This is a genomic window from Hydrotalea flava, from assembly GCF_001623405.1.
In the GTDB taxonomy this organism is placed as follows: domain Bacteria; phylum Bacteroidota; class Bacteroidia; order Chitinophagales; family Chitinophagaceae; genus Hydrotalea; species Hydrotalea flava.
In genome coordinates, this window is record NZ_LUHG01000073.1 from 19,916 (window position 1) to 34,201 (window position 14,286).

The following is a 14,286-nucleotide window of genomic DNA, read 5'->3' on the forward strand; positions in this document are numbered from 1 at the left end:
CGCTTTTGACACAGCCTCTTTATATATTTTTAAAAATGAATTTTTTATTCGTTGCCGGTTTCAGGCCCTTTCACCAACCCTAATTTGGCTTCCAGGCTTAAAGTAGCATGTGGTACAGCACGTAACCTGGCTTTATCTATCAATTTTCCGGTAACTCGGCAAATACCATAGGTTTTATTTTCAATACGCATTAAAGCTTTCTCCAAATGGTCAATATAGGTAATTTGGCGGCTGGCCATTTGACTTAATTGTTCTCTTTCCATACTCATGCCTCCGTCTTCCATAGTCATGTACCTTCCTTCACTTTCATCTCCGCCCAATTCATCTTTACGGGTTATTAAACCTTGCAAATAGGCTAATTCACGTTTAGCACTGTCTAACTTTTTATTAATCAGTTCTCTAAATTCATTTAATTCAGCATCAGAATAACGGACAATTGATTCAGTGGGTTTACCCATATCCACTCTTTTTTCCAATGGAGTATAACCCGGACTGTAGGGAACACTGTTTTTGGTACTGGTTTTAGGAACTTTCACTTCTTTAAATGGCTCAGGTTGCTTTTTCTTTGGCATAACGGGAACTATAGCAGCTTTTTCTGCTTTACTGGGTTTAATGGGTTCAGAATGAATATTTTCGTGCTTGGTTTTATGAATAGCTTCCACTGATTTTGTTGCAGGCATCGTTTTTTTACCTGCAGTAACTGTTTTTTTTGCAGGTTGCACCACAGCAGCAGATTTTTTTACGGTAACAACCGTTTCTTTTTTGGCCGGTGCTGCTTTTTTTGCAGATATAGCTTTTTTAGCCGGTGTTCCTGCTTTTTTTACGGGAGCCGCTTTTTTGGCCGGTGCTGCTTTTTTGGTTGCAGCAACTTTTTTGGCTGGTGCTGCCTTTTTAGCTGCCTTAGCGGCAGGTTTTGTTGTTTTTTTAGGCGCAGTTTTTTTGGTAGCCATACATTTTATCCTTTTTTTGTTACTGCCAGTTTTAACAAAACACCATTCACTTCAATTGCTGTACCCTGCTGCAAATCTGGTACCCAGTGAATAGCGTCTGCCAAAATTTCGCGGCAAATATAATCGTTAAATTGAATTATGGAAGGCTTTAATACGGCATTTTCCATAATGTGTACGAATATACGGTCTGTTAGCTCAAATCCGCTCTCTTTTCTGATATTTTGGATACGATTCACTAATTCTCTGGCATTTCCTTCATTTTGAAGCTCGGGTGTTATTGTAACATCTAATGCAACGGTTAGAGCACCTTTTGAGGCTACACTCCAGCCGGGTATATCTTCTGCCAAAATTTCTACCTCTTGCAGCAAAACAGGTATTTGTTCCCCTTCCAACTCCAACATTAAACTGCCTTCACGTTCCAGAATGCCGATTTGGTGCTGATTTAATTGCCCAATTAATGCTGCTGCCATTTTCATTTTACTGCCCATTTTGGCCCCCATCAGTTTAAAATTGGGTTTTACTTTTTTCTGAATAACACCTTCCGCATCCGTTAAAAATTCAATTTCTTTTACATTTACTTCGGCCTTAATTAAATCGGCTATTTTTTCTAATTGCTGCTGCATATTGGCATTTAAAACCGGTATCATTACTTTTTGCAGCGGCTGCCGAACTTTTATGTTTACTTTTTTACGAAGCGATAGAACCAGGGAACACACATCCTGCGCCAGTTGCATTCTTTCTTCTAAATCAGCATCTATCATGGCTGCATTGGCTTTAGGATAGTTTGTATGATGAACAGATGCAGCCTGATAACGCCGGCTAACTTCATTCAAATTACAAAAAATGGCCTCACTAAAAAAGGGTGAAACAGGTGCCATTAATTGTACTATCGTTTCCAAACATTCATAAAGGGTTTGGTACGCGCTGATTTTATCGGCTTCATATTCTCCTTTCCAGAATCTTCTTCTGCACAGGCGAACATACCAATTGCTCAGTTGTTCGTTTACAAAATCTTCAATAGCACGTCCGGCAATAGTGGGTTCATAATCATTCAAGGCATCGGTTACTATTTGGATGAGTGAATGCAGTGAAGAAAGAATCCAACGGTCTATTTCAGGCCTTTGCTGAATGGGGATGTAAGATTCTTTAAATGCAAAACCATCTACATTGGCATACAACACAAAAAATTGATAAGTATTGTATAAGGTGCCAAAAAATTTACGCTGTACTTCTTTAATACCTTCTAAATCAAATTTTAAATTATCCCAAGGTGAGGCATTGGTAATTAAATACCAGCGGGTGGCATCGGCGCCAAATTGTTCAATCGTATCGAACGGATTTACCACATTACCAAGACGCTTGCTCATTTTATTACCGTTCTTATCTAATACCAAACCATTTGATACTACATTTTTGAAGGCTACACTGTCAAACAACATCACTGCCAGCGCATGGAGCGTATAAAACCAGCCACGGGTTTGGTCAACACCTTCTGCAATAAAATCGGCAGGGAAAGCAGCTCCTTTATCAATCAAATCTTTATTTTCAAATGGGTAATGCCATTGTGCATAAGGCATGGCCCCACTATCGAACCATACATCTACTAAATCGGGTACACGTTGCATGGGCTTACCGGAGGGGCTTACCAAAACAATATCATCAACATAGGGTTTATGCAGGTCTAAAATACCTTCATGCAAGTAGTGTTTGTTAATATCACTGCCTAAAACTTCATTTGCTTTTTTAATGGCTGTATTCAATTCTTCTATAGAACCGATGCAAATTTCTTCTGTTCCATCTGCTGTACGCCAAATAGGCAAAGGCGTGCCCCAATAACGACTTCTGCTTAAATTCCAATCTACCATATTTTCTAACCAGTTACCAAAGCGGCCTTCGCCAGTACTTTTGGGTTTCCAGTTAATGGTTTTGTTTAAGGCAACCATTCTGTCTTTTACGGCTGTGGTTTTAATAAACCAGGCATCTAAAGGATAATACAAAATGGGTTTATCAGTACGCCAGCAATGGGGGTAGCTGTGTTCATATTTTTCTACTTTAAATGCCCTGTTTTCTTTTTTGAGTTTTACGCAGATATCTACATTTACATCCTGATACTGCGGATCATCGGTGTAATTTTTTACATACCGGTTACTAAATTCGCCCAAGCCATCTACAAACTTACCCTGTTTATCTACCAGCGTTAAAATACCGATGCCGTATTTCTTTCCTACTTTAAAATCATCTGCTCCAAATGCAGGCGCAATGTGTACAATACCGGTACCATCTTCTGTAGTAACAAAATCCCCCAGCATTACCCTAAATGGCTCACCACCGGCTAATACAGGCTGATTGGCTTCATAAGGCATTAATTGCTCGTAACGGCAATTTTCTAATTCGCTGCCTTTAAAAATGGCCAATTGCTGCCAGGGAATGATTTTTGATTCAGAAGAATAGCCGTTAAAATCAGCATTTTCGGCTTCCGGCTTAAAATATTTTGGAATAAGATCTTTAGCCAATACCACATTTACCGGCAAATGCGTGTACAGGTTAAAGGTTTTAATGAGTACATAATCTACAGCTGCCCCTACTGCTAATCCCAAATTTGAGGGCAATGTCCAGGGGGTAGTAGTCCAGGCTAAAAGGAAAACGTCTGAACTTTTTACTTTATTAGTTTTCCAGGAATTAGAGGCAGTTTCAATGAGGTAGTTGCTAAATGTTGCTCTCCATTTTCCCTCAATTATTGAAACAGGCAGTAAGCGGAACATCGCCACACAACTTGTATCTTTTACGTCTTTATAAGTGCCGGGCTGGTTTAATTCGTGACTGCTTAAACCGGTTCCCGCCGCAGGAGAGTATGGTTGAATGCTTACACTTTCATATAGTAAACCTTTATTATACAGTTCACTTAAAATCCACCATAAGGTTTCAATATATTTATTATCGAATGTAATGTAAGGGTCATTCAAATCTACCCAATAGCCCATTTTAGTGGTAATCTCATCCCATTTATCCTTGTAGCGCAAAACTGCTTCCCTACATTTTTGATTGTATGCTTCAACTGAAATCTTTTTACCAATATCTTCTTTGGTTATGCCCAGTTCTTTTTCTACCCCTAATTCAACCGGAAGGCCATGGGTATCCCAGCCTCCTTTTCTTTTCACCTGAAAACCCTGCATGGTTTTGTAGCGGCAAACCAAATCTTTCAATGTTCTGGAAATAACATGGTGTATACCCGGCATACCGTTGGCACTGGGCGGCCCTTCATAAAACACAAAGGGCTGTGCGCCTTCGCGTAAAGAAATACTTTTTTCAAAAGCCTGCTCCTGCTGCCAGCGTTGCAATATTTCTTTTTCAATAGAAGGTAAATGTAAGGCCTGAAATTCGCGGTATGTATTGCTCATAAATACTGTACTATCAATGCGGTTTTAAAAGTTGCGAAGGTAAGGAATCTGTTCATGCAATAAGAAGATACAGCAGCCATTCACCACAAAGCATGCAACCACTTCATAAAAAAACCTGTCTTTTATTTTTATTTTTGGTATACTTTTTTGCCTGAAATATAAGTAGCCAGCACGTTTGTTTGCAGCACCCTATTCCAGGGAATTTGCATTAAATCGGTATCAAGCACAACAAAATCGGCCTTTTTACCAGGCTCAAGGCTGCCGGTTTCTTTGTCTAAAAAATCGGCCCGGGCAGCCCAAATGGTCATACCCCGAATGGCTTCTTCGCGGCTCAGGGCATTTTCGGGCAAAAACCCTCCGGGTGGAAATCCAGTACTATCTACCCTAAAAACAGCAGCCAAAAAGGTTTTAAAGGGCGAAATATCTTCTACCGGAAAATCGGTGCCCAGTGGCAGCCATCCATTTTGAGCTAACAGATTTTTATATGCATAGGCATTGTTGAGCCTGGTTTTACCCAATCGGCTTTCAGCCCAATACATATCGCTGGTGGCATGGGTAGGCTGTACAGAAGGAATAATGGAAGCTGCACCAAATAAAGCAATATCTTCCGGAGCAACAATTTGTGCATGTTCTATGCGCCAACGCCTGTCGTTTTTGCCTTTTAAATATTTGTTGTATACCTGTAAAATTACACGGTTACCGGAATCGCCAATGGCATGGGTACACATTTGAAAATTTGTTTTCGATAAAATATTAGCCATTGAATCGAAGTGTGAAGCATTACTCAATAAAAACCCATACCAGCCGGGCTTATCGGTATAGGGTTGCAGCAAACAAGCACCACGGCTACCCAAAGCGCCATCGGCATAAAATTTAAAGCCATTCACAAACAATTTATCGGTTTTATAGGGGCCTTTGGGCAAAAAATAATCATAGTTTTCTTTGGCATCACTTAGCATAATGTACAGCTGCATGTTTAAAGCGCCTGTTTTTTGAAGGCTGTCAATTTGTAATACATCTTTGTAATTCAAACCACAATCTGTAATGGTTGTTAAACCCATGGCAAAGCAATTTTGCTGAGCAGCCATCAATCTTTCCGCATAAGCATTGGCAGATAACAGTGGCATTACTGCCAATACTGGCTTTTGCGCATTATCAATTAAAACACCGGTAAGTCTGCCTTGAAAAGTTTCAAAACTACCCCCCACAATTTTTTGGCCTGCTTTAATTCCGGCCAAATCCATTGCTTTGGCATTAACAATAGCTGCATGACCATCAACTCTGGTTAAAAAAACAGGCGTAAATGGAAAAAGCTGGTTTAATTTTTCAACTGCGTTTGGAAAAGCTTTACCGGGCCATTTATTTTGATCCCATCCCCTGCCCAATAACCAGGGTTGATTGGGATGTTGGGCAGCAAAAGCTTTTAACCGTTCCAGTACTTCATCAAAACTTTTGGTATTATGCAAATCGGCCGTAAACAGTTCTTGGCCATAACCAACAAAATGAGCATGCGCATCAATAAAACCGGGAAATATGGTTTTTCCATTTTCATTCAGCATTTCTTTAGCAGAAAAATGTTGCAGAATACTATCTGTTTTACCAATGGCTACTATCTTCCCCTGTTGAATGGCCATGGCGCTTGCCGTATCAAACTGCGCATTAACGGTATAAATATGTGCATTGTAAACAATGGTATCTACCTGTTTTTTTTGAACACAGGCGCTAAAAAGAAGGATACATCCCCCCAAATAAATTTTTCTCATATAGCAATGATAGAAATGAAACATGAAGATAGTTAAATACTGAATGTATGATAACTTACATACCAAAATGCCGGAATTTTTGACACGGTATGACAACAATCATAGTACAGCCTAAACACAGCATTTAGCTTTGTTGAAAAATGAGGAGTATGCAGGTAAGTCATCATTTATTAGAAAAATACAATGTTCCTGTACCCAGGTATACCAGTTATCCAACCGTTCCATTTTGGAATGAAACCATATCGTTACCGGCATGGGAACAATTGGTACAAACAGCATTCAGTAAAGATGCATCAGGATTAAGCCTATATATTCATTTGCCTTTTTGCGAATCGCTCTGCACCTATTGCGGCTGCAATAAAAAAATTACCACCAATCATCAGGTTGAAACCGAATATATAGCAGCCGTTTTAAAAGAGTGGCAATTGTATTTACAATTAATGCCCGGCACACCCTTGTTGCGTGAGCTGCATTTAGGCGGTGGCACACCCACTTTTTTTTCTCCGGAAAATTTACACTATTTAATCAGTTCAATTTTAGCAACCGTTAAAGTGCATCCCCAGCATGAATTTGGTTTTGAAGGACACCCCAATAATACAACCCTGCAACATTTGGAAACACTGCATAACTTAGGTTTCAACAGGGTTAGCTTTGGTATTCAGGACCACAATCCATTGGTACAAAAACTGATTAACCGCATACAACCTATTGAAAAAGTGCAGCAGGCAGTCAATATGTCGCGACAAACGGGATATACCTCTGTAAATTTTGATTTGATTTACGGATTACCCCGCCAAACAGTTGAAAGCATGCGCACTACCATTGAACAAACCATTGCTTTGCAACCTGACCGTATTGCATTTTACAGTTATGCCCATGTGCCATGGACCAGCAAAGGTCAACGCTTATTTGATGAACACGACCTGCCGGATGCGGATACAAAAATGAAGTTGTATCAATTAGGCAAAGAAATGTTTACTGCAGCCGGTTATATTGATATTGGCATGGATCATTTTGCATTGCCAAACGATGCCCTGTATATTGCACAACAGGAAAAAAGATTACACCGAAACTTTATGGGTTATACTACCCAGCAAACCAAAAATATGATAGGCTTGGGTGTTTCGGCCATAAGCGATATGGGGACAGCTTTTGCTCAGAACGAAAAAACCCTGCACAATTATTATGAGGCAGTATGCAACAATACACTGGCTGTAACCAAGGGCATTACTTTAACGGAAGAAGACCTTCACTTTAAACAATATATTTTAGACATTAGCTGTAATGGCGAAACAGTTTTGCATGATGCAGACAAAGCTATGATTACAAAATTTGTAATTCCTGAATTGGAAAAATTAGAATTAGATGGATTGGTTGAATTAGAAGAATACCAACTAACGGTAACGCCTTTAGGCAAAAATTTTATTAGAAATATTTGTAGAGCATTTGATTTGCGTTTATTGCGCAATCACGTACATGAATCAATGCACAACCCACAGTTTAGTAAAGCAATTTAATTAGAATGATTTTGGAACTTCCGGATTGGTAATGATAATAAAATCAGCCTGCTGCTTCAATGCAACCCAGTTGGGATGGGTAAATTGCGCATCATCACTATAACAACTAATACTTTGCATTTTTATTTTACGGAATAATGCCCGCAAACGTGCATAAGTTCCTAATTTATCATCGCTATGAAAACGCCCGTTTACCTGAAAAACAGTATAACTTTTATGATGTTTCCAAAACCGGTAAATACTATTGGCCATGGTAGCATCCCATAAATTTTGTGCATCAAACATATTTTGATTGAATTGCTCGTGCCCACCCATAATACCTTCAAATTTTTGTTGATAGGCTGCCTGAGCTGCACTAAATGGCAATGGCGGAAGATAGCTTTTTGATAATTTATCTAATTTCAGTAGAGTTTCAACACCATTTTGATGAACCAAACTTACATAACGCCTCGGTGCATTAGCTGCTATAACAGGCAATTGATATTGTTTAGCCGTTTCTACCATTGGTTTATAATCACTGTAATTATTCCACGGCCGTGTGTTGGCCAAAAATTGTTTTTCAGTAATAAATCCTTCTACATATTCATTCAATGGTGCCTGACAATCGGTTTCAAACATTTCTAATGACAACGCAACATGTTTCTTTTCCTGCACCAACGCTTTGAATAAGGAATCTTCCAGATAATGTGCTACTGCATCATTGTGGTCTTCCCCAAAAAATACAACCTGTGTGTGTATTAAAGCGGTTGTTAATTCACCCAAATCAATGGTTTTGTGTTGGGCAACATCATAAATTACATAATTATTTTGCATATTTTTTTGAGCAAACAATTCAATAAAAGCAATAGCAAACAAAGCAGTAATACATGTTTTTTTGCGCATGATTGTTTATTTGTTTCGTAGCAGCTTATAAATTTTAATGGCACTTAACAGTACTAAAAGCAACGCCAGTAAAGCAACAAATCCCCACAACAAACCAATGCTTTGTTTAACCGTTGCCAAAAACACAATTGCAAACAAAAACAAAGTAGCTACCTCATTCCAAATGCGCAATTGCTGAGAACTGTATCGGTAAATGCCATGTACCTCCTGATTTACCAATATTTGTAATGAAAAATGATACGTATATAAAAATAACACTAAAACCAATTTTACAAGTAACCATTTACCCTCCGGTTTAAACAATAACAGGTACCAACCACCTTCCATTAAAACAGAAGTACCTAATAATAAAGTAATAATTGCAGAAGGCCAGGTAATGCCATACCATAAACGCTTCATCATAATGGCAAACTGATTTCGCAGAATAGTGCGTTCAGGCTCTGGCTTATCGCCTGCTTCAGTAGCATAAATAAACAAGCGGGGCATATAAAACAAACCCGCAAACCAGGTAACAACAAAAATAATATGTGCAGCCTTCAAGTATAGATACATCATACTAAAGATAAGATTAATTCAACAACATATTGCTTGCACCATTTTCATAAGTATTTATCCAGTTACTGATAGTGGCTACCCAATGTGGCTGTGTATTTAAACAGGGAATGGTAGTATAACTTTCACCACCTGCATGCATAAAACTTTCTTTACCACGTTCTGCAATTTCTTCTAAGGTTTCCAGACAATCACTTACAAAAGCCGGGCAAAGAATCAATAGTTTTTTAATGCCCTGAGCAGGCATTTCTTCCAATCGTTTATCGGTAAAGGGTTGCAACCAGCCTTTACCCAAGCGCGACTGAAAAGAAACACTAAATTTTTCTTTCGGTATATGCAACTTTTCAGTTACCAATTTAGTGGTTTCAAAAACCTGATGTCTATAACAGGCTTGGTGTGCAATGGATGACACATTACAGCAATCTTTTACCTGAAGGCAATGGCATCCCGTTGTATCACTTTTTCGAATATGCCGTTCCGGTATACCATGATAGCTGAATAGAATATGGTCATATTCCTGTTGTAAATAGGGTTGAATACTGTTGGCAAGAGCATGAATATATTCGGGCTGGTTGTAGTAAGGTTTTATGGTTTGCAACTTAAATCTATACCCCATTTTTTGATGCACCTCCTTCATATATTCCACTGCAGTTTCATAACTGCTCATGGCATAATGCGGATATAATGGAAATAATAAAATTTCTTCAATATCAGGGTCTTGTTCTAATAATGATTGATAAGCAGCCTCAGGTGATGGGTTACCATAACGCATAGCAACAGTAACCGGCATTTGAATAAGCTGCTGAACAGCCTCTTTTAACTGTTGGGTTAAAACAATGAGTGGCGAACCGGCATCTGTCCAGATGGTTTTATATGCCTCTGCCGATTTAGGTGCCCTGAATGGAACAATAATGCCTTTAATCAATAAAAGCCTGAAAAAATATGGAACATCTATCACACGTTCATCCATTAAAAACTCTCTCAAATATCGTTGCACATCTTTTACAGATGTTGAATCCGGCGAACCGAGATTCATTAAAATAACCCCTTTTTTCTTTTGGTGCATAAAAATAAATGTTAGCAAATGTATTATTTCAAAAATTGTTTCAAACAGGTTGTTTGCATTTTATTACTCGTAACAACGAAACAAAATATGAATTGGTTTGAAACAGCCATAAAAAAGTACAGTAAACCGGTAAATCGTATTCAAATCTGGTAAAATGACAATTAAATGACAGAGACATGACCTAAGTCATACATTTCTGCCATCCAAGCGGAATACTTTTGCGTTTATAAAAGGAACCATATTAAGACCAGCAGATGATAAACTTATCGAATTTTTTTGCCATTGGTATTAATTACAAAAAAACAGATGCTTCTGTAAGAGGTCAATACGCCATTGGCCCCGAACAATATGCCGCCATTTTACAAAAAGCCTCTACCCTTTCTATAAAAGAGTTGGTAATACTCAGCACCTGTAACCGCACCGAAATTTATGGCATTGCTAACCAGGCTTCTGACCTTATTAACCTGCTTTGCAGTGAAACTGTGGGTTCAAAAGAAATATTTTTAGAACGTTGTTATATAAAAAAAGAAAAAGAAGCGGTAACACATATTTTTTCTGTTGGTGCTGGATTAGATTCGCAAATCTTGGGCGATTATGAAATTGTAGGGCAAATGAAATTGGCAGTTAAGTTTGCAAAAGAACGTGGATTTGTAGGTTCATTTCTGGAAAGATTGTTTAACACCGTACTACAATCTTCTAAAACCATTAAAAACCAAACCGCTTTAAGCGGTGGCACTGTTTCTGTATCATTTGCAGCCATTCAATACCTGAAAGAACATCTTCATTTCATAGCACAAAAAAATATTTTATTAATTGGAACAGGTAAAATTGGCAAAAATACTTGTAAAAATTTAATTGATTATTTAGATACAACTAATATTACACTCATCAATAGAACCAATGAAAAAGCAGCTGAACTGGCTGCAGAACTTGGTATTGGTTCAGCCACTTACCAAACTTTACCCACTTTAGCAGCAAAAGCAGATGTAATTATTGTAGCCACCAATGCAGAAACTCCTATTTTATTTAAAGAGAATTTTATTAATTCGGGTAAAAAAATTCTGATTGATTTGTCAATTCCCAATAATATTCATCCCGATACCGCCCAATTAGCCCATATTTCATTAGTAAATGTAGATGATTTAGCAAAAATTAATGATGCTACTTTACAAAAACGCCAGGCAGAAATTCCAAAAGCATTAGCCATTATTCACGAATTTGAAGCCGAATTTTTTGAGTGGTTAGACAGCAGAAAATTTGTACCGGTTATTAAGGCTGTAAAAAAGAAATTAGAAGACATGAACCACTGTGAAATGTTTAATGCTGTTTATACAGCCAATAACCACAGTACCAGTTCAAATGAGGCTGTTCAAAAAGCAGTAAAAAACATGGCTGTTAAATTACGCAGCAATTACAAACCCGGTTGTAATTTTATTGAAGCTATTAACGATTTTATCACCATCAGCAGTAACTGATTTTATTTAAATCATGGGTATAATTAAAATTGGAACCAGAGAAAGCCAATTAGCCGTTTGGCAGGCAACACTGGTACAAACGCTATTAAGTAAACACCATATTCAAAGTGAATTAAAACATATAAAAAGCGATGGTGATATTGATTTGGTTACCCCACTATATGCCATTGGCGTACAAGGGGTGTTTACAAAAACATTAGATGCAGCATTACTAAGTAAAACCATTGATATTGCTGTACACTCAATGAAAGATGTACCTACACAGTTAGCTAAAGGCATTGTGCAGGCTGCTGTTCTTCCCAGAGCATCATACAAGGATATATTGGTATTCAAAAACAATACAGATTTTTTATCAGACGCTCAATCTAATGCCATTATTGCCACCAGTAGCATTCGCCGAAAAGCACAATGGCTGTACCGTTATCCCAATCATACCATTGAAAATTTGCGGGGCAACGTAAATACCCGTTTACAAAAAGTAGCCAACAGCAATTGGGATGGAGCCATATTTGCTGCTGCAGGATTAGAACGAATTGCGTTACGCCCCGCACAATCCATACATTTAGACTGGATGCTTCCTGCACCTGCACAAGGTGCCATTGTAATTGTATGCCGGGAAGATGATACTGAAACTTTTAAAAAATTAAATCAACTAAACGATCCCAATACCGATCTTTGTACCAAATTAGAACGCGATTTTTTACAAACTTTAATGGGCGGTTGTTCTACCCCTGTCAGTGCTTTGGCCACAATTGAAAATAATGAGGTTTACTTTAAGGGAAATATTACCAGCCCAGACGGCAAACAACAATTTAAAATAGAAAAAAAAACAACCCTTTCAGATACTGTAAACTTAGGCAGATTAGCTGCTGAAGAACTTTTAACAACCGGCGCAAAAATGATCATTGAATCAATTCACCATGCAAAAAAATAGTACCATACCCATTTTATGCACCCGTACATTAGACCCTATCATTGTAATCAATGCCAATACAAGAGGTATTACCATTGATTGTATTCCATTTATTGAAACCAGTCCCATTATAAATGAATCAATTACACAAACCATTCACGAATTGGCTGAAAAAAAAATTACGGCTCTTTTTACCAGCATGAATGCAGTAGATGCAGTTACAGCCCAATTACCGCAAGTTCCCAAATGGGATATTTATTGTTTAGGCGGTATTACCAAAGAAAAAGTTATTCAGTTTTTTGGCGAAAAACATTTTAAAGGCAGTGCTAAAAGTGCGGGTTTATTGGCTGAAAAAATTATTGAGCACCGGCCCGAAAACGCGTTAGTATTTTTTTGTGGTGATCAACGAATGGATGAACTTCCTGAAACCTTAGCCGCAAACCAATTTCCAACTGAACAGGTTATTGTTTACAATACCTTACAAACACCCGTTGAAGTATCAAAAAATTATCAGGGTATTATTTTTTTTAGCCCAAGTGCTGTTCATAGTTTCTTTTCCGTAAATACCATACCGTTAGCCACTGTTTTATTTGCCATTGGTAAAACAACTGCAGCAACCATACATACCTATGTTCAAAACAAAATAATTACTAGTGAATGGCCCGGAAAAGAACAAATGATTGAATTAGCAATGAACTATTTTAAACCGATTAATATTAAAGCATGAGTGTATTAAAAAACGATTTGATTCTAAGAACTTTAAGAGGTGAACAAACGGAACGTTCGCCTGTTTGGATGATGCGACAAGCCGGTAGGTATTTACCGCAATACATGGAATTAAGAAATAAATATGGTTTTTTTGAGCGTTGCCAAACACCCGAATTAGCCTGCCAAATTACTTTACAGCCTGTTGATATTATTGGTGTTGATGCAGCTATATTGTTCTCTGATATTTTAGTAGTACCTCAGGCTATGGGCATTGAAGTACAGTTAATTGAAAGCAAAGGGCCTATTTTACCCAACCCTATTCAAACAGTAAATGATTTATCGCGGATTCGTGTACCGGATGTACACGAAACATTAGGCTATGTTTTTGAAGCCATTCAGCTCATTAAAAAAGAACTCAATGGCCGAGTTCCATTAATTGGTTTTGCCGGTGCGCCTTGGACGCTGCTTTGTTATATGGTGCAGGGAAAGGGCTCTAAAACTTTTGATGAAGCCAAAGCATTTTGTTACCAACAACCCGCATTGGCACACCAATTATTGCAAATGATTACAGATACAACCATTGCCTATTTAAAGGCTCAGGTGGTTGCCGGTGCCGATACGGTGCAAATATTCGATAGTTGGGGCGGGTTATTGAGCAAAGAAGATTTTGAAACCATTTCACTTCCTTACATCCAACAAATTGTTTCAGCAATCAAACCCAGTGTTCCGGTAATTGTATTTGCCAAAGGTGCATGGTACAGCTTATCTGCGATGGCTCAAACAGGAGCAGCAGCACTAGGAATTGACTGGTGTACGCCGCCTGAATTAGCACGGAATTTTGCAGGCAACAACATTACCTTACAGGGTAATTTTGACCCGGCAAAACTACTGTCGCCCATACCTGTTATAAAAAAAGAAGTAATTACCATGTTACAAGCTTTCGGCCCACAAAAACATATTGCTAATTTAGGGCATGGAATTTTACCCAATGTTCCGGTTGACCATGCTAAAGCATTTGTTGATACAGTTAAAGAATGGCAACCTGCCAGTTAGCATAAAGCA

General features: G+C 38.2%; 11 protein-coding genes. 5 read left to right on the top strand and 6 right to left on the bottom strand.

Going from position 1 to position 14,286, the window contains the following annotated elements:
* Positions 1-44: 44 nt before the first annotated feature.
* From A0F92_RS15795 to A0F92_RS08155, 3 genes are all read right to left on the bottom strand, one after another.
* Positions 45-950, bottom strand: coding sequence for a TraR/DksA family transcriptional regulator (locus tag A0F92_RS15795; protein ID WP_253810286.1), 906 nt, complete (start codon positions 948-950; stop codon positions 45-47).
* Between the two features lie 5 nt (positions 951-955).
* Positions 956-4,348, bottom strand: coding sequence for an isoleucine--tRNA ligase (gene ileS / locus A0F92_RS08150; protein ID WP_068244075.1), 3,393 nt, complete (start codon positions 4,346-4,348; stop codon positions 956-958).
* Positions 4,349-4,476: 128 nt separating this feature from the next.
* Positions 4,477-6,111 carry an amidohydrolase gene (locus A0F92_RS08155; RefSeq protein WP_068244077.1) on the bottom strand — a complete coding sequence of 545 codons (1,635 nt, stop codon included), beginning with the start codon at positions 6,109-6,111 and terminating at the stop codon, positions 4,477-4,479.
* A 149-nt stretch (positions 6,112-6,260) separates the two neighbouring features.
* Here A0F92_RS08155 and hemN point away from each other — a divergent pair, with 149 nt between their 5' ends.
* A complete protein-coding gene (gene hemN / locus A0F92_RS08160; protein ID WP_068244078.1) occupies positions 6,261-7,628 on the top strand; it encodes an oxygen-independent coproporphyrinogen III oxidase in 1,368 nt (455 codons plus the stop codon).
* Here hemN and A0F92_RS08165 read toward each other — a convergent pair whose 3' ends face one another.
* Genes A0F92_RS08165 through hemH form a run of 3 tightly spaced genes read right to left on the bottom strand, consistent with a single transcriptional unit; the run spans position 7,629 to position 10,128 of the window.
* Complete coding sequence (locus A0F92_RS08165) at positions 7,629-8,510, bottom strand: ChaN family lipoprotein (protein ID WP_068244080.1); 882 nt, start codon at positions 8,508-8,510, stop codon at positions 7,629-7,631.
* 6 nt (positions 8,511-8,516) lie between these two features.
* Positions 8,517-9,065, bottom strand: coding sequence for a CopD family protein (locus tag A0F92_RS08170; protein ID WP_068244082.1), 549 nt, complete (start codon positions 9,063-9,065; stop codon positions 8,517-8,519).
* Positions 9,066-9,078: 13 nt separating this feature from the next.
* Complete coding sequence (gene hemH / locus A0F92_RS08175; RefSeq protein ID WP_068244084.1) at positions 9,079-10,128, bottom strand: ferrochelatase; 1,050 nt, start codon at positions 10,126-10,128, stop codon at positions 9,079-9,081.
* Positions 10,129-10,382: 254 nt separating this feature from the next.
* Here hemH and hemA point away from each other — a divergent pair, with 254 nt between their 5' ends.
* The 4 genes from hemA to hemE are packed head-to-tail and all read left to right on the top strand — an operon-like array spanning position 10,383 to position 14,277.
* The gene (gene hemA / locus A0F92_RS08180) at positions 10,383-11,603 is read left to right on the top strand and encodes a glutamyl-tRNA reductase (protein ID WP_068244088.1); all 1,221 of its coding nucleotides are present in this window, start codon (positions 10,383-10,385) and stop codon (positions 11,601-11,603) included.
* A gap of 13 nt (positions 11,604-11,616) precedes the next feature.
* Positions 11,617-12,537: a hydroxymethylbilane synthase gene (gene hemC / locus A0F92_RS08185; protein WP_068244091.1), complete on the top strand. Its 921-nt coding sequence runs from the start codon at positions 11,617-11,619 to the stop codon at positions 12,535-12,537.
* Positions 12,524-13,243, top strand: coding sequence for a uroporphyrinogen-III synthase (locus A0F92_RS08190; protein WP_068244093.1), 720 nt, complete (start codon positions 12,524-12,526; stop codon positions 13,241-13,243). The genes hemC and A0F92_RS08190 overlap by 14 nt, the downstream gene beginning before the upstream one ends.
* Complete coding sequence (gene hemE, locus A0F92_RS08195; protein WP_068244094.1) at positions 13,240-14,277, top strand: uroporphyrinogen decarboxylase; 1,038 nt, start codon at positions 13,240-13,242, stop codon at positions 14,275-14,277. Before A0F92_RS08190 ends, hemE begins: the two co-directional genes overlap by 4 nt.
* The last annotated feature ends 9 nt before the right edge of the window (positions 14,278-14,286 follow it).